We start from the raw sequence: 17,008 nt of genomic DNA, 5'->3' as shown, positions 1-17,008 counted from the left end.
TATGAATCAAGTTAGTTTTCGCTACTTGGCTGGATTTATACTGGCAGGATTTGGGTTATTTGCCCAAAATCCTGCCGACCAAATTCGGCTCAACCAAGTTGGTTTTTACCCCAATGCACCCAAACAAGCGGTAGTGGTTGGTAAAAACTATGAGAACTTTAAACTTATCGACCAGCAAACAAAAAAAGTTGTATTTAGAGGAAAAATAAAGGAGGCGATTAAAAGTCCATTTTCTGAAAAATACACTCAAGAAATAGATTTTTCTAGTTTTCGAAAAAAAGGAAAATATCTGCTCTCTGTGGATAAATTGGGAGAGTCTCATCCTTTCGAAATCAAAGATAATGCACTTAGTTCCGTAGCTAAAGCCGCTATCAAAGGGTATTATTTTCAACGCGTTTCTGAAGATTTACCTGAGAAATATGCAGGAAAATGGGCTAGAAAAGCAGGTCATCCTGATACCTCGGTATTGGTTCATGCCAACGCCGTCTCATCGAATCGTCCTGAAGGTACTCGTATCAATTCTTCAAGAGGGTGGTATGATGCTGGGGATTACAACAAATACATTGTCAATTCGGGTATTACCATGTGCACGCTATTGGCAGCTTTGGAGGATTTTCCCAAAGTTGCTAGCGAATTAGAGTTGAACATCCCCGAAAGTGGTAATTCCTTACCCGATCTTTTAGATGAAATTTTGGTCAATCTCGAATGGATGTTGACCATGCAAGATCCTAACGATGGGGGTGTGTATCATAAGCTTACCAATGCCAATTTTGACGGAATGATTATGCCAGACAAGGCGACTCTTCCTAGATATGTGGTTCAGAAAAATACCATTGCAAGTTTAGATTTTGCCGCAGTAATGGCTCAAGCCTCAAGAATTTTGCAGCCTTATAATACTGAGTTGTCAAGTACGTGTTTAAAATCGGCGGAAAGTGCTTGGAATTGGGCAAAAGCTAATCCTAAAGTATTCTATCGTCAGAATCAGAATAACGAAAAGTTTAAACCTGCTATTACGACTGGTGGATATGAGGATAATAATGATACCGATGAATGGTTTTGGGCATCAGCAGAGTTGTTTCTAGCCACACAAAAATCCCTATATTGGGAAGGTATCGCTAGTACTGATGTGTATTGGCTTCCGATTCAATCTTGGAATTCGGTGATGCCATTGGGCGCTTTTTCTTTGTTAAAAGCACAAAAAACTTTGCCTTCATTTACCACTAATAAAATGGCACAAATTCGAAATACTGTTTTGAAGCAAGCAGACGAAATGGTGAAAGATTTGGATAAGCCATTGTTTAGAACAGTGATGGGTAAAACAGCCAATGATTTTATGTGGGGTAGTTCGTCCCATGCGGCTAATCAAGCAATGTTTCTACTTCAAGCTTTTCAACTAAACCCTAAGAAAATCTATTTGGAGGCGGCTTTGGGAAATATGGATTATTTGTTGGGACGAAATGGTATTGGCTACTCATTGCTAACGGGTTATGGGAGCAAATATCCTATGCACCCGCATCATCGTCCATCTATTGCGGATGGAGTAGACGAACCTGTGCCGGGACTACTTTCGGGTGGGCCAAATCCTGGTCAGCAAGACCAATGTAAGTACGATTCGAAGGTTCCAGATGAGTCTTTTTCTGATTCGGATTGTTCGTATGCTTCAAACGAAATTGCTATCAATTGGAACGCTCCATTGGTATATTTGACAATGGCGTTAGAACATTATTTTCACTAAAATGCACTTTCATACATTTGTTAATACGAATAGTTTTATGCCTATTTTTTGAAAACCGTAAAATAACTTCCAGTGGGGTTAAGTTGTTGATTAATAGCTTATTGTTTTGAATTTCTGTTGCAAAAGACCGAAATGGTTGCTCAAAAAGTTCTTTGGGTTGTACCTTTGTTATAACAAACATTATTAAAACGAACCCTTAAATTATTATGAAAAAGCTTTATAGTTTTTTGACCCTATTTCTATCTATTGCCCTTCTTTTTGGTTGTAGTTCTGACGATGACAATACCAACACTGTTCCAACTGTAGACTTCGATGTAGCCATTGGCTCATACACGCTTCGTTCTATTACGAATACGGCTGGTCAGGCTGTAACTGGATCAGGAACTTTGACGGTAAAAAGAGAAAATGGTAATACTGCTGGATTTACGTATGCTGTGACCTTGAAGAATGGAACGTCTACCTCAAACGTAAACATTACCAATACTTACACAGTATCGGTCTCGGGTACAAAGATTAGTTTTGGTACAGATCATTACTACCAGTCAGGAACGTTATATGCATCAATTCCAACTGGTTCAGGAATTTATACAGCTGTATTTACAAAATAACAGCTTCTATAAAGTAAGGATTATAATTGAATTTGATTAAAACCTTCTCAAATTTTGGGAGGGTTTTTTCATGTAAATGGATTTCAAAACTATAACCCTTTTGAGAAGTAAGTAAAACTATCAAAGAGAGTCCAAGACATAGTCTTGAACTAGGATAGTAATCATGAAATCACACTCAAAACTCATCACTCATAGTTCAGCACTCCTACTTATCTCCTTTTAAGAACTCTAAATTCCAAATCTTCTCTGCCTTTTGACCTAAAAACCAAAATGATACTGCAAGGATTAAGAAGAATACAGCTTTGTGAACTGAGTCCCAGAAGTATTCGAAAAATTTAGTGTAAAGATTGATAAACAGAAAGGTAATCCCGAAACTTCTCGAAGTATAATCGTCTTGTTTGAGTCCATACCAAATCGCCAAAATAGCCGCTCCTGCAAATAAGATTCCCCAGTGAAATAGCTCTATTTGTTTGACATGATACCAAGAATCCATATCGCCATAATTGCCAAAAATAGACAATATCCAAAGTGAAATAAAGAGGTATAAAAGTCCTAAAACATAGGTAGGATGCTGGAAATCGTCCAGTTTTGATTTTTTCGGAATAAAAAAACTAGCAATAGTTAAGAGTAATCCAAACAGCACAAATCGCATAGGATAGTTCATGCCAATAAAATAAGCTCCCCAGCCTGAGGCGTAGCCTGTTTCAGTACCAAACCATGTTCCGAACGATAATACGGCAAAAATCCAGACTAGCGTGGAGGGAAACCAGAACCCTAAGCCTGCATATATCAAGGTAGACAGTAAAAATAACATAGAAAAATGCCCGCTGCCATTGTCGATGACTTTTCCAAAATAACCTACTGCAACTGCCGTAGCCAACACGCCTCCTAGAAAGATAGTCTCATTGCTAAACAGATTTTGTGGATGATTTTTGCGACGATTTAGTCCCCAAGCATAAAGTCCAGCGGCAATTCCAATAAAACCAATACAAATAGCGGTATTAGAAGAAGTAAAAAGTTCGGTAATGAGTTCGATAAGACGATTGTCTTTGAGTGCAGTAGCAACTGAAATAATGATACAAATCATGGCAATCCAAAAGGCATAGATAGCCAATTTCATCCAATCAAATGGACGGATTTGAACCTCGGATTTAAGTTTCTCGGCGGTTTCATAGTTGATGGTTCCTCGCTTTTGCCACTCTTCAATTGTTTCTAGGAGAAACTCACCTTGTTTTCTGTTATAATTCATGCAAGAAAGGATTTTATGAACGAATAGTTGAATCAGTCAATTTCATTCTGGTGCAAATCAAAACATGAATTTTCCACTCCTTTTGCGTAAAAGCAAATTATTTGACAAATAATCTGTGCTGATGAATAGGGTAGCGACGAAACATTGTTATGAAATCAATCTCATGAAGCTTTTAGAATAGGAAGATTTTTCTTGAAATAGGTCGGTGTGGTTCCCTCATATTTTTTGAAAATCGTACAAAAATAATTGACATTTTGAAAGCCCACTCGATAGCTCGCATCTGTTACGCTAGTACTTGGGTCGGCGAGTAGCTTTTTGGCCAACTTTACTCTTTCTTGAATAATAAATTCGACAGGACTTAAACCAAACTCACGTTTGAAGCTACGGAAAAAATGCGCTTTTGACATACAAGCCATATCGCTCAATTTTTCAATCGTGAGGTTTTCAGCTAAATTTTCACGGATATATTTTACCACATGAGCGAAGCGATTGGTATTGATGTATTGCATATAATTGTCAAAAATCAACACACGAGCTTGCGTTTGCATGAGGCGAAGCAATAATTCTTGTAAAGCGAAATTGGCAAAAAGGTCTTTGGATACATTATTTTCCTTGGATACATGTACCAAGCGGTCAATAGTGCTGGCTAACTCTTGGGTATTTTTGATATGAAAACGATCGAGGTCAATATTCCAAAGTTCATTTTGCTCAACTTTAGCGTATTTCTCATTCAGCAAATCCACCGTCTCCTTTATTTTCTCTTCATCAATCGCCAAAGCAATACACTGCGTAGGTGTATGTAAGCTGGCTTCTGGAAAATCGATAATCATCTCTTCGTTGGAAGGTACAATCACCGACTCGCCTGGCAGGTAGTCAAAACGCTTGTCTCCAAAAAGATTCATCACCTTTTTGCCTCGAAGCATAGCAGTAAAAACCAAGTCATTAAATTTCAGACTGACTCTTTCGCTTTGCTGATGCGTTTCGAAGATATTCAACTCACAATGATTCAAGTTGAATGTCGAACGATGCTCTACTAGCGTCTGGAGTTGTCTCAAACTGGTTAATGCTTGGGTTTGTGGCGCAAATTTCTTTTCCATGACCAGAATATCTCTTTAATTATCGGGGATTGATAACATTCAAAATGAGGAATACTACTCCTTTTTGAAAGCTAACACACTGTTTATAAAACTCACAAAAACAAGATAAGATTGTATTTGATGGTACAATTTACTACCAAAATACCTTTTTTGTCTGTGAATACGTCTTTTTTATTTCCTATTTCAGCTTTATTCTATACAATTTAACAAATAGTAAGTTGTCAAGATTAAATATGATATTTTATTGTAGAAACATGATACGATAGTGAAGATTGAAGTGAGAATAAAATGAGAATTTTGAAACATCAAACAACACAAAATCCTTTTAACTCAATTTAACAACATGGAAACAACAGTAGAAGTGAGCAATTTGGTGGCACGTCCACAATTCAAAGAGAGATATGAAAACTTTATTGGTGGAGAATGGGTAGCACCCGTGAAAGGTGAGTACTTTCAAAATTCTTCTCCGGTAGATGGTAGCACTTTCACTGAGGTAGCCCGTTCGAGCAAAGAAGATGTTGAGTTGGCGTTGGATGCAGCTCATAAAGCTTTTGCTACTTGGTCTCGTACGTCGGCGACATATCGTAGTAATATTTTATTGAAAATTGCTGACGTAATGGAAGCAAATCTTGAATATTTGGCGGCAGTAGAAACCATTGACAATGGCAAGCCTGTTCGTGAAACAATGGCGGCTGATATTCCTTTGGCAATAGATCACTTCCGTTATTTTGCAGGTGTTTTGCGTGCAGATGAGGGAACAATGTCAGAGCTAGATGCCGATACAATTTCTATGCACATTCATGAGCCAATTGGTGTTGTGGGTCAGATTATTCCTTGGAATTTCCCACTTTTGATGGCTGCATGGAAACTTTGTCCAGCTTTGGCTGCTGGTTGTACCGTAGTTATGAAACCTGCTGAACAAACACCAGTTGGTTTGCTTGTCCTGATGGAGTTGTTGCAAAATGTACTTCCAGCAGGTGTAGTAAACGTCATCAATGGTTTTGGTGTAGAAGCAGGAAAGCCTTTAGCGCAATCGCCTAGAATAGCAAAAGTAGCCTTTACAGGAGAAACCTCAACAGGTCGTTTGATTTTGCAATATGCTTCTGAAAACATTATTCCTGTAACGATGGAGTTGGGTGGTAAATCTGCCAATATTTTCTTCCCAAGTATTATGGATGCGGATGATGAGTTTTTTGACAAATGTTTGGAAGGTGCAGCGATGTTTGCCTTGAATCAAGGCGAAGTTTGTACTTGTCCATCACGTATGTTAGTGCATGAAAGTATTTATGAAAAATTCATCGAAAGAGTAGTTGAAAGAGTAGAAAAAATCAAAATGGGACACCCGCTTGACCCAAATACGATGATGGGTGCTCAGGCTTCGAAAGAACAGTTTGATAAAATCTTAGGTTATATCGAAGTCGGTCAAGAAGAAGGTGCTGAGTTGTTGACAGGTGGTGCTTCACAATACATCGATGGCTTGCCAGAGGGTTATTACATCAAACCAACGCTTTTCAAAGGACATAACAAGATGCGTATTTTCCAAGAAGAAATCTTCGGACCTGTTGCTTCTGTTGCTACTTTCAAAACTGTTGAAGAAGCTATTGCCATTGCCAATGACAGTTTGTATGGTTTGGGTGCTGGTGTTTGGACACGCGACGCACACGAATTATTGACCGTGCCAAGAGAGCTTCAAGCAGGTCGTGTTTGGGTAAACTGCTACCATGCTTATCCAGCACACGCTTCGTTTGGAGGATATAAAAAGTCAGGTTTTGGTCGTGAAACGCACAAAATGTCATTGAACCAATATCGTCAAACGAAAAATATCTTGTTGTCAAACAACAAAAATAAACTAGGGTTCTTTTAAACAATGAGTTAGTTGTGAATGGTGAATTGTGAATAGTTGCAACAAATACTGCATAGGGGTACTATATACCTTCTTTATGTATAATTTGTAATTCACAATTCACTCATTCAAGATTCAAAATTGAAGTTATGAATCAAATCAAGATAACAGCTTTGGCAAAAGATGTGGTTCGGCAATTGCAGAATCGACATGGGCGATTGATGTTCCATATTAGCGGAGGCTGCTGTGATGGAACTCAACCCCAATGCTACGAATTAGGAGAGTTTCGGTTAGGAGAGGTGGATATTAAATTGGGGGATGTGTGCGATTGTGCTATTTATACCACCAACGACCAGCTGGCTTTTTGGAAGGATACCGAACTAACGTTGGATGTATCGCCAGGTAAGGGGGGAGGCTTTTCGCTAGAAGCACCTCTAGGAGTAAGGTTTATTATGAAATCTAGTAAATGTGCATCGAATAGTTGATGAGTTTGTGTTTTTTAAGCCAATTCTGATTTGCTATTTCTAAAGTTATTCGGTGTGAGGAATGATCAAATTTAAGATGTAGTTATCAGGTAGGTGCTAGTTTATAAAAGTCATGACAAATTTAAAAATATCGCTATATTTGTAGTACAAAAATACGAAATAGTTATGACGGTCAATCCTCAAAATAAATCCTCAAAGAAAAGTCCTTACAAGGGGCTATTGGAAGAGCATGAACTCCATACACCTGAGGAGAGAAAAAAGAATACCGAAAGGCTTAAAAAAATACATCAACAGAATTTACAGAAGCTACAAAAACAGTAAATGGCTTACCTATTAGATACAAACATTATTATTTTTATTCTGAATAATGATAGTTCTAGACTTTCAAAATCTCAAAAGGATATATTATCCTCAAAATCCACTCTTTGGGCAAGTATTGCAAGCTTTCATGAAATGGCAGTTAAAATTAGAAAAGGTAACTCGCCAATCGAATATTCTATAGATGATGCCCTAAATAAAATTCAAGACTTAGGAATAAACATCTTATCTGTAAAAGAAGAGCATATAGCGAAAATTACAGAGATACCTAAAATTTATCCTAAGCAAGGTAGTCTAAAACCTCATGGAGACCCATTCGATTTACTGATTATCTCACAATCTTTGGTAGAAAAAATACCTATACTTAGTACTTATGAGTACTTCCCGATTTATGATGGTCTTGAGGTAATTGATTAGACGAAAAATTCCGTTGTTTAGGGCTTTGCGCAAGGGTAAAGTTTGATAACATAAGTATTAATTTGCTTAAAGAATGTCTCAAATATCTACGTCTTGACTTACGCAAAACCCATTAACAATATTTCTTAAATGGATGTCTTAAGTAATAGGAAAGATTAAATTAATAGTATATCTGAGGCAAAATTTGATCATAATCTTTTGATTATGAATATTTTCAAATAACCAATATACTTTTGACTAATAACGTTTTCCTACTTATCCGAAATATGAATATTTTACTCCCAAGAAATAATAGCTTTTACAAGCGAAGGTTCTGTATATAATTTCGGTAATTGTTCTGCCACTTCTTCAAAGGTAATACGATGTGAAATCCAGCTATCTACTGATAATTCGCCTGTTTCCATGGCAGCAATAATTTCTTTGAAATTGTTCGGTTTGCTATTGCGACTACCCATGATTGTCAATTCTCTTTTATGAAAACTTGGGTCATTGAACTGATAGTCACCTTGATATAATCCCACAAAAACTAGTCTTCCGCCTGCTGCCAAATAATTGAAGGACTGGTGCATAGAAGCAGGACTTCCTGTCGCATCCAAAACTACTGTTGGCATTTTTCCACCAAATACTTCCAAAATTTGTTCTACTGTTTGGTCATTGGCAATGATACTAGCATCAGCTTTTTTATGTTCTAAACAAAAATCTAATCGTTGTATATTTCTGTCAACTACGGCTACTTTAGCACCACGAAGTTTGACAAATTCTAGTACCGATAAACCAATTGGACCTGCGCCGACTACCAATACTAAGTCGTTGGATTGCACATTGGCTCTTTCTACCGCATGAGCACCAATTCCAAGGGTTTCAACCAATGCCAACTGCTCATAATTCAGTTTATCAGAAACATGAAGTTTGTGAGCAGGCACTTTGATGTATTCACGCATACCACCATCTGTATGTACGCCCATCACCTGAAGGTTTTCGCAGCAATTGCCCAAATCACGTTCACATGCCCAGCATTTACCACAATTTAGATAGGGTTCTACCGCACATTTTTGCCCAGTTGTTACTTCTGTAACTTCCGAGCCAATAGCGATTACTTCAACACCCAATTCATGTCCCAAAATACGTGGATATTGGAAAAAGGGTTGTCTGCCCCAAAAAGCATGATAGTCGGTACCACAAATTCCAATTTTGTGGACTTTCACTAAAACTTCATTAGGAAGGAGAGAAGAGGGTTTTTCTGTATCAGAATACGCAAAAGATTCAGGTTGTAATAAGGTAAGTGTTTTCATTAAAAATTTAACATTGAGAACAGCCGTTTATGCTGGATGATGGAATTACCGATTATTAAGTGTTTTAACTATAGGGCTCAAGAAAGGATTATATACTCAAAATAGAACGTCGTGAATAAAAAAACGGGTAAAAGATTTCTCCTTTACCCGAATAGATGTGTTAGTTTGTAAAAAGTGTTTATTTTGTCAACTCATCAAATGTTAATGACAAGAAGTAGGTTGAACCTACATTTGGATTACCATAAGCTGTGAAGTATGATTTTCCTAGAATATTCGTTGCACCTAGTTTTAGGATAGACTTTAAGCTAGAAATTTTCTTCGAAATCTGTGCATCAAAAGTAGAAATAGCTGGAACAATGGTAGCGTTCGAATCATATCCTGCAACGATACCCGACTGCCACAAAAAGGCATCTTGGTAACGCCAAATTACGTTGAAACCAATGCCAGATTTGCCAAGTTCACGGTTAGCAATTGAAGCAGAATACTTGAATTTCGGCGTATTGAATGCCGCTGTTCCTCCTTGGTCAATGATATTTTGGTCAAACTCTTTCAACGAGTTATAAGAAACGTTACCACCAATTAAGAAACCTTTTGGCAAACGATAATCTACACCAGCCGCAAAACCTTCAGTCACTGCTTTACCTTGTGAAGAGGCAGGCATCGAGTAAATTTGACGAGTACCTTCGCTTAGTAAACCAAGTGGCGTTCCTGTAGTAGATTGCATCAAGGTTTCTTGATAGGCAAAATTCTTGAATTGATTGTAATAATAACTGGCATCGATATACAAAGCATTAGCAATCAAACCACGATACCCAATTTCATAAGATTGTACAATTTCGGGCTTGTAAGGTTTAAACTCGTATGGTTTTAGGACACCCGAAGCAAAAGCCGCTTGTGTTCCTTGTTGAGTTGCTAGTTTAGTCGTCAAATCAGCAATAGACGCTGCCGATGGTGCTACGCCATATTTGTTGGCAAAGGCTTGAGGATTGGCTTGCGCTTCTGCTTGCAAGCCTGTGGCAATACTAGGAGCTAAGGCTGTAGCTCTTTCTTGAATTTGAGCACCAAAAGCTTTAACAGTAGTTACAGTATATGCAGGATTTGTTGTTGAATTCAGACTATATTTGGTCGCATAGTTACCCAAACCACCAATAACAATCGCCTGAGGTGCTTTGATGTCTACATACTGCGACTGAATCGTTGGAATTCTAAAACCTGTTTGGTACGATACTCTGAAAGAATGCTCTTTCCAAGGAGAAACTACTGCAGCTACACGTGGAGAAAATTGTCCTTCGAAATTTTGGTTTTTGTCATAACGACTTGAGGCTACAATTTTCAATTTCTCGTCGAAAAACGATTTCGTTGCTTGTAAGTATGCTCCCCACTCATTTACTTGAATACCTTTTCCATCTTTATCAGGATAGAATGTACCCCCAGAGTTTAGGTCATACATACGGTAGTTACTTCCTACAATTACCTCAGCAAACTTAATCTCATTTTTGAAGTTGTACATACCTTCCAACTGATACATGTTGGTTTTGTCATAAAGGTGTGCACCTCCATATGGGTATGATACATTATCAGTTGCCGCAATATTCACATTTTTAATATCGGCTGTTAATGCGTTAAATACAGCAGAACCTGGTAGTGGTCGACCAGTATCGGCTACACCACGAGCTAGATTATGTGCCGTAATGGCATTGCTTCCTGATTGTAAAGCTTTCAAATAAGCTCCTACGTAGGTTGGATACCAAGTAGCACTTCCTCCGCCCCAACTTTCATTGAGAATTTGAGATAATACACCCGTTGCAAAGGTATTACCTGAGCGTTCTTGTGTAGTATATCCACGCACATAAAAGTTAGAACCTTTCAACTCAAGTTTAGCTTGTAAACCATCGAAGTTATTAAGTGAATAACGGTCAGAACCCATATAAACAGACGTTCCACTACCATACATAAATTGTCCAATAGCTTCAATATTTTCGGTCAATCGGTAATGCAATGCCACGCTGGTACGAATATTTTTCGCTTCAGGTTTAACCAAATCTAATTCATTATATCCTGTACGACTCACCATAGTACCATACGGAATCAAAGACGCTGATGAAGCTGGAAGAAGATTTGCCGCTACCATTTTATCTGCTATTGAACGCAAATCTTGTGAAATTTCATCTCCATATACATTGACACCGTTGTAGTTTGGATCTGTCATACGATTCGTTTTACCCGTCAAACCATCATTCATATTCAATGTATTACTTACTGCCCAGTCTCTTGGCACAGCAATGTACCAGAAGTTAACTTTCATCGCAAACTTATCGTTGAACGATTGTGCCCAACGCATACTGAAATCATAGAATGAACTGTTGGGTTGACTACGGTTGCTCTCATGCATGATACCCGTTTTGAGGTTGGCACTTAAGCCTTTGTATAAAAATGGACTTTTGGTATTCATCAATAAAATACCATTGAGTGCATTTGGTCCATAAAGCGCAGAGGCTGCCCCAGGCAAAAATTCGGCACTTGCTAAGTCAATATCAGAGGTTACTACAATTGTTCCTACCGAGAAGTTGGTCCCGGGAGCTTGATTATCCATACCATCCACCAATTGTACTAGTCGGTTGTTTCCATTGGCGTTGAAACCACGAGCGTTGATAGAGGTGAAAGACATAGATTGCGTTGTATAATCAATCCCTTTGAGGTATTTCAAACTTTCTAAAAAGTTGAATGAAGGATTAGATTGAATCGAACGAATGTCAATTTTTTCAATAGTTACAGGTGACTTCATTACACTTTCCTCCACCCGGGCAGCCGATACAACCACCTCTTCTCCTTGGGTAACTTGTTCTGTCATAGCGATATCTAATTTCGCTTGAGAATCAGTTATGGCAATTTCTTGGGTTTTGTAGCCCACGAAAGAAATAGCTAGTTTGAAAGGTAGAGGAGCGTGGGTATAAAGTGTAAATGTTCCATCAAGGTTGGTAGTTGTACCCGTCACTTTTCCTCTAATCATAATGTTTACGCCTGCCATTACTTCATTAGTGGATGCATCGGTTACTTTACCTGTGATTTTGGTTTGAGCAAATGACGCAAAAGCGCATAGCATCAATCCCAAAGCAAGGATGCTTTTAGTAAAGATGTTTTTCATTGGTTGTTTAATAAAAGGATGAATAGAGTAGTACTCCCTCGAACCGAAAGGTAAGGATGGAAATTAGTTCAAGAATGTACAAAATGAAGATTCGAGAATTCCTTAGCGGTTAGTGGAACTGTCCAAATCTAGGCGTCGTCAGATAAATTATTAAGAATAAGTATTGATAGGAAATATCGGAAGTACAAAAATATGTATCTACATGGAATAACTCAAGATATATTACACTCATGTAGGAATATCCACTTCGATGAGGATTATTAGAGGTGAATTTTTTATAGGGTAAAACTAAAAAACTGCGTTAAAGATGTCTATAACGCAGTTTTTTGACTATTTGTTAAGATTTTTAGAGTTTATATAAAAATTCTCATCGACACTTATGTTACTCACGTTGCTATCTTCTACAGATTGCCATTGGGTACTAGGCTTTACTTTTAGATAAGTATTATCTGCTTTTTTAAATCTGACTGGCATATCAAAACCATCAATACAGGTAGTCCAACGGTATTCTAACTTGTTTCCTGATACTTTATATTCCAGTGTAGGAATTTGTACTGTTCTAAGATACTGATCAAAAACTTTACTCAAATTAACCCCACTTTGTTGTGATAAGAAATTTTCAATTTCTTCGGTTGTAACGGTTTTATGATAAAATACTTGGTTCATCCCACGCAGAATATTTCTCCATTTTTCATCATTATCAATAATGTAACGAATCGTGTGAAGCATATTACCACCTTTGTAATACATATCTCCCGAACCTTCATGATTGACATTATAAACGCCGATAATTGGGCGGTCATTACTGATGAGTTTACGAGTTCCTAGTACGTATGCGTGTCCAGCTTCTTTTCCGAAATGATACTCAGTAAATAGGTTTTCAGAATAGTTGGTAAAACTCTCATGAATCCACATGTCTGCTATATCCTTATAAGTAATATTGTTGGCAAACCACTCATGTCCAGACTCATGCACAATGATAAAGTCCCATTTAGTTCCCCAGCCTGTACCCGACAAATCACGACCACGATAGCCATTTTGATAGCCATTTCCGTATGTTACTGAACTCTGATGTTCCATTCCTAAATACGGTACTTCTACCAACTTGTATCCATCTTCATAAAACGGATATGGCCCAAACCAGTGTTCAAAAGCCTTAAGCATATCTTTAGCCTGATTGAAATGCGTCATGGCTTTTTGATAGTTTTCAGGAAGAACATAATAGTTTAGATCTAGCGGGCCTTTTTCTCCAAAATACTTATCCGTAATTCTGTAATAGTTCGCAATGTTTAGATTTACACCATAGTTGTTGATTGGATTTACCACAGCCCACACAAATGTGGTAGTATTGTCGCTATTTTCTTTCACACTTCTCAAACGACCGTTTGAAACATCCATTAGACCTTTCGGAACCGTCACAGCAATACTCATACTGTCGGGTTCGTCGTACATGTGGTCTTTACACGGCCACCATACAGACGCACCAAGTCCTTGACAAGAGGTTGCCATGAACAATTTACCGTCTTTGTCTTTGCTCCAAGATATACCACCATCCCAAGGTGCACGCTTGGCAACTCTTGGTTTTCCTTGATAATACACTGTCAAACTTTCAGTTTTGCCTACTTTTTGAGGTTTTTGTAGTGTCACAAAAAAGGCATTTCCATCTCTTTTGAACTTGAGATTTACCCCATCCTGCACAATTTTGCTAATGATTAAAGGTTGTTGTAAATCTACTTGTAAAACTTGTGATGGCTGCAATACTTGATAAGTAATGGTATTAAAACCGCTAAAAGTACTGTCTTTGGGCTGTACACTCACATGTAAAGCATAATGTTTTAAGTCCCACCAAATACGCTCTTTGGTAATCGAGCCACGAAGGGTATCATCGTGAGTAAAAGTAGGTTTGTTGACGAGTAGCTGTGCATTTACGCCAAAACTGGCCATAAATAACAAGCAAAAAAGGAGTTTTTTCATGTAAAAATAATGAGCGAAATCAAAAATCTTGACCGCAGGCGGAGGGTAAGATTTTTAAAACAAAAAGGTTTAATGATGACAAAAGTACAAGCTTGATTTGGCTTAACGAAACAAATTACCGAATTGGTGTCGATTTTGCGTTATATGGCACGGTGTTTTTGAGAAGTATTTCAATTCAGGCTAAAATAAGAATATTGGCGGTTAATTTTGAGATAGAAAAGCCCTAAAAACAAAAATCCCTCGACTATTTGGTCGAAGGATTTTTGTGTAGGTTTAGAGAATGTTATTTTTTGAGCGTGACAATAATCACCCCGTTGCGTCCTTTTTCACCATAAGCATCTGTGGCATGTTTATCCTTCAAAACGCTGATTGACTCGATCGTACTAGGGTCGATTCCAGTTAAGCCTCCTGTCCCATAAGAAACTTCTTTTCCATTGACAATGCAGAGTGGGGCATTCATAGGCGAAGTGGCTCTCATATTGATTCTCGAAGTAGAATCATTCACAACGGTGAAAACATTGTCTTCATTTTTTACCAAAAGCATATCTTTTACCGCAATGAATTTCGTAGAAGAGTCAATTTTCGCATTCCCCATTCCTGTAAGTTTAATCGTAACTAGGGTACCTTTGTCTTTAACCTTGACAGAATCACCTTTGTAAGGCGTTCCTACAACGACTACTTCGCTTAATTGGATCAAAGGCAGTTTTTCAGCTTTTGGATTTTCGACTTTCACTGTCTGTATTTGTTTTTGCAAATAGTCATCGATAGCACTTGTCGTTTTTTCGATAATCTGTTCAGAACCTTTTGTGGTTTGAGTTACAGTAAAGGCCGTTAGACTGGTGAGTAGGATAGGCGCCAATAAAAAGTACCTTCTCAAATCTTTGTTGCTAGAGGATTTTTTGTTCATCATTGAAATACGGTGTTTTAGTTCTTGTACATTAAATGAATTTGAAAGAGGTATAGAATTTTGTCCCATGGCTACGTAGAGCAATTGCATTTGGTACTGCTTTTTGTCTTGCCCAGAGCCTACGACCAGACTGTCTGTTTGATACTCAATGTTTTCTTTGACGCCACGTTTGAGAAGCCATACCGCGGGATTAAACCAAAAAATCACTGATAGGATTTCAAACAATAATACGTCTAATGTATGTTTTTTCTCTACATGTATAGCCTCGTGCGTTAAGATGGCAGGTAGGTCTTTTATTTCATGTTTTTGAAGATTACAAAAAATATCATTCCAGAACGAAAAGGCACTATCTATTTGATCACTATGCCAAAAACGAATACTCTCCCAATCATATACTGTTGCTGTTTTTTTGATTTTTTGAATCTGTAAAACAGACAATACTATTTTCAATAAAAGACTCATTACTACAAGTCCATAGAATATCTGTACCCACGAATAATCAAATTGTTTTTCCTGAATCACAGGTAAATACAACACCAAATTATTGGCTGGTACGGTAATTTGTGGCACAATCGAACGATTATGTAACAGGATTGGAGCTATCAATGAATACAGGGTCGTCAACAAAAAATACCACCGATTGTAGGTATAAAAAGTTAATGGACGTAGTAAAAAACGATATCCCAAATAGAATAAGGCTAATGATAGTTGCATTTGTACTACCATGATAAGCGTCTGATTCATAAGCTTTTCTAGTTTTGAATAGCTGTTAAATTTTCATAATTATCAGGTGTATGTTTGCCTTACAATACAAACATACGAAGAAATCGAATATCTACGAAATTTTCGTAGATATTTTTTAAAAATAATTTTAAAAGGCGAAAAGAGGAAAAAATAGGATGTTGAGAAATTGAAAAATTAAGATTTGCCGTTTTGAATCATGTTCAAAATTTCTTGCAAATCATCTGGTGTAATTTTTTCTTCTTGGGCAAAAAAGCTTACTAATTCTTTGTATGAGTTTTTGAAATAACCAGACACAACATTTCCTACGTGCTCGCGCTTGTAGCTTTCTTGTGGAATTGCAGGTTCGTAACGAAAGGCATTGGCATATTTTACTGCCTTGACAAATCCTTTTTTCTCCAAATTTTTTACTGTGGAAGCGAGGGTAGTATAGGGAGGTTTTTCACCTGAAAGACCTTCTAAAATATCTTTGACAAAACCTCCTTTTTTACTCCAAATTACCAGCATAGCTTCCTCTTCGGAAGGTGTTAATTTTTCCATTATGTTAAAGTTTGATTGATACAAAGGTATAAAAAAACAAATACCTACGAATGTTTCGTAGGTGTTTGTTTTTGAAATTTTAAAATATGTAAAAATAAAGCTATTCCTTCTGATCGATTTTGGGTTTATTTGATTTGAAATGTACCATTTATCGTTTCAATCGTTGTAAAAATAGGAATAGAAAGAATCGTCCAGTCTACCTTTGCTGAAATGGCGTAATTAACTTTTTGGCTTTTAGTATCTTGATACGCAGTGATACTAGTGGGTTGCCAACGAACGCCAGTATTCCACCCTGATTCCATGCCTTGCACAGCTAAGACTTCGATTTTTTGATGCTTTTCATAGTAAAGAATCACTTCTTTTTTGAAAAGTTTGTAGTCTTCCACAGAGAAAACTGTAGTAAACATTCGGCTGGGATCATGACCTTTCGCCATCTCAAAATACTGAGGAGGAGCCTTTTTTGTGCCTGCTTGGCTCAATGTACCTGGGAAAAGGATGAAGACTAAAATAGCTGTCAACGTGCCATTTTTCCGTGAAATGTTACGGAGGGAGAAGAAAAGTAATCTTAGATAGAGGACAATAAGAGCGAGATTCAAAAGTCCCCAAAATAGGTAAAGCATAAAAATTGGGATTTATTGTAGAAAATAGATTTCATAC

The 17,008-nt window shown here is 37.5% G+C and carries 13 protein-coding genes; 5 read left to right on the top strand and 8 right to left on the bottom strand.

Annotated elements, in window-relative coordinates; all coding sequences use genetic code 11:
- Position 1 precedes the first annotated feature (1 nt).
- Positions 2-1,735, top strand: coding sequence for a glycoside hydrolase family 9 protein (locus QM524_RS09405; RefSeq protein WP_283344370.1), 1,734 nt, complete (start codon positions 2-4; stop codon positions 1,733-1,735).
- Between the two features lie 206 nt (positions 1,736-1,941).
- Complete coding sequence (locus tag QM524_RS09400; protein ID WP_166578027.1) at positions 1,942-2,343, top strand: hypothetical protein; 402 nt, start codon at positions 1,942-1,944, stop codon at positions 2,341-2,343.
- Positions 2,344-2,548: 205 nt separating this feature from the next.
- On the opposite strand, the gene QM524_RS09395 is transcribed toward QM524_RS09400, so the two are convergent.
- Positions 2,549-3,592 carry a hypothetical protein gene (locus QM524_RS09395; RefSeq protein ID WP_283344369.1) on the bottom strand — a complete coding sequence of 348 codons (1,044 nt, stop codon included), beginning with the start codon at positions 3,590-3,592 and terminating at the stop codon, positions 2,549-2,551.
- 161 nt (positions 3,593-3,753) lie between these two features.
- Positions 3,754-4,689: an AraC family transcriptional regulator gene (locus QM524_RS09390; RefSeq protein ID WP_283344368.1), complete on the bottom strand. Its 936-nt coding sequence runs from the start codon at positions 4,687-4,689 to the stop codon at positions 3,754-3,756.
- A 343-nt stretch (positions 4,690-5,032) separates the two neighbouring features.
- Between QM524_RS09390 and QM524_RS09385 the strand changes: the two genes are divergently transcribed.
- The 3 genes from QM524_RS09385 to QM524_RS09375 all read left to right on the top strand — a co-directional run bounded on the left by QM524_RS09385 (position 5,033) and on the right by QM524_RS09375 (position 7,752).
- On the top strand, positions 5,033-6,553 hold the full coding sequence (locus tag QM524_RS09385) for an aldehyde dehydrogenase family protein (protein WP_166578030.1): 1,521 nt from the start codon (positions 5,033-5,035) through the stop codon (positions 6,551-6,553).
- Positions 6,554-6,681: 128 nt separating this feature from the next.
- The gene (locus tag QM524_RS09380; protein ID WP_283344367.1) at positions 6,682-7,017 is read left to right on the top strand and encodes a DUF779 domain-containing protein; all 336 of its coding nucleotides are present in this window, start codon (positions 6,682-6,684) and stop codon (positions 7,015-7,017) included.
- A gap of 321 nt (positions 7,018-7,338) precedes the next feature.
- On the top strand, positions 7,339-7,752 hold the full coding sequence (locus QM524_RS09375) for a type II toxin-antitoxin system VapC family toxin (RefSeq protein WP_283344366.1): 414 nt from the start codon (positions 7,339-7,341) through the stop codon (positions 7,750-7,752).
- Between the two features lie 275 nt (positions 7,753-8,027).
- On the opposite strand, the gene QM524_RS09370 is transcribed toward QM524_RS09375, so the two are convergent.
- From QM524_RS09370 to QM524_RS09345, 6 genes are all read right to left on the bottom strand, one after another.
- Positions 8,028-9,044, bottom strand: a complete 1,017-nt coding sequence (locus QM524_RS09370; protein WP_283344365.1) for a zinc-binding alcohol dehydrogenase family protein — start codon at positions 9,042-9,044, stop codon at positions 8,028-8,030.
- Positions 9,045-9,222: 178 nt separating this feature from the next.
- Positions 9,223-12,189 carry a TonB-dependent receptor gene (locus QM524_RS09365; RefSeq protein WP_283344364.1) on the bottom strand — a complete coding sequence of 989 codons (2,967 nt, stop codon included), beginning with the start codon at positions 12,187-12,189 and terminating at the stop codon, positions 9,223-9,225.
- A 330-nt stretch (positions 12,190-12,519) separates the two neighbouring features.
- Entirely contained in the window at positions 12,520-14,163 is a 1,644-nt protein-coding gene (locus QM524_RS09360; RefSeq protein ID WP_388045047.1) for a M1 family metallopeptidase, read from the bottom strand.
- A gap of 283 nt (positions 14,164-14,446) precedes the next feature.
- Positions 14,447-15,814 carry a M56 family metallopeptidase gene (locus QM524_RS09355; protein WP_283344363.1) on the bottom strand — a complete coding sequence of 456 codons (1,368 nt, stop codon included), beginning with the start codon at positions 15,812-15,814 and terminating at the stop codon, positions 14,447-14,449.
- Between the two features lie 174 nt (positions 15,815-15,988).
- Positions 15,989-16,351 carry a BlaI/MecI/CopY family transcriptional regulator gene (locus QM524_RS09350; RefSeq protein WP_095164088.1) on the bottom strand — a complete coding sequence of 121 codons (363 nt, stop codon included), beginning with the start codon at positions 16,349-16,351 and terminating at the stop codon, positions 15,989-15,991.
- 125 nt (positions 16,352-16,476) lie between these two features.
- Positions 16,477-16,971 carry a hypothetical protein gene (locus tag QM524_RS09345; protein WP_283344362.1) on the bottom strand — a complete coding sequence of 165 codons (495 nt, stop codon included), beginning with the start codon at positions 16,969-16,971 and terminating at the stop codon, positions 16,477-16,479.
- Positions 16,972-17,008: the final 37 nt, after the last annotated feature.

The organism is Flectobacillus roseus (genome assembly GCF_030056595.1).
Lineage (GTDB): Bacteria > Bacteroidota > Bacteroidia > Cytophagales > Spirosomataceae > Flectobacillus > Flectobacillus roseus.
The sequence above is the reverse complement of the archived record's forward strand: the minus strand, read 5'-3'. Positions and strand labels throughout refer to the sequence as shown.

What these genes read in the sequence shown, in the direction of transcription:
- QM524_RS09355 (WP_283344363.1), bottom strand. Translation starts at nt 15,814, where the DNA reads ATGAATCAGACGCTTATCATGGTAGTACAAATGCAACTATCATTAGCC.
- QM524_RS09395 (WP_283344369.1), bottom strand. Translation starts at nt 3,592, where the DNA reads ATGAATTATAACAGAAAACAAGGTGAGTTTCTCCTAGAAACAATTGAA.
- QM524_RS09405 (WP_283344370.1), top strand. Translation starts at nt 2, where the DNA reads ATGAATCAAGTTAGTTTTCGCTACTTGGCTGGATTTATACTGGCAGGA.
- QM524_RS09350 (WP_095164088.1), bottom strand. Translation starts at nt 16,351, where the DNA reads ATGGAAAAATTAACACCTTCCGAAGAGGAAGCTATGCTGGTAATTTGG.
- QM524_RS09390 (WP_283344368.1), bottom strand. Translation starts at nt 4,689, where the DNA reads ATGGAAAAGAAATTTGCGCCACAAACCCAAGCATTAACCAGTTTGAGA.
- QM524_RS09385 (WP_166578030.1), top strand. Translation starts at nt 5,033, where the DNA reads ATGGAAACAACAGTAGAAGTGAGCAATTTGGTGGCACGTCCACAATTC.
- QM524_RS09360 (WP_388045047.1), bottom strand. Translation starts at nt 14,163, where the DNA reads ATGAAAAAACTCCTTTTTTGCTTGTTATTTATGGCCAGTTTTGGCGTA.
- QM524_RS09400 (WP_166578027.1), top strand. Translation starts at nt 1,942, where the DNA reads ATGAAAAAGCTTTATAGTTTTTTGACCCTATTTCTATCTATTGCCCTT.
- QM524_RS09370 (WP_283344365.1), bottom strand. Translation starts at nt 9,044, where the DNA reads ATGAAAACACTTACCTTATTACAACCTGAATCTTTTGCGTATTCTGAT.
- QM524_RS09365 (WP_283344364.1), bottom strand. Translation starts at nt 12,189, where the DNA reads ATGAAAAACATCTTTACTAAAAGCATCCTTGCTTTGGGATTGATGCTA.
- QM524_RS09345 (WP_283344362.1), bottom strand. Translation starts at nt 16,971, where the DNA reads ATGCTTTACCTATTTTGGGGACTTTTGAATCTCGCTCTTATTGTCCTC.
- QM524_RS09375 (WP_283344366.1), top strand. Translation starts at nt 7,339, where the DNA reads ATGGCTTACCTATTAGATACAAACATTATTATTTTTATTCTGAATAAT.
- QM524_RS09380 (WP_283344367.1), top strand. Translation starts at nt 6,682, where the DNA reads ATGAATCAAATCAAGATAACAGCTTTGGCAAAAGATGTGGTTCGGCAA.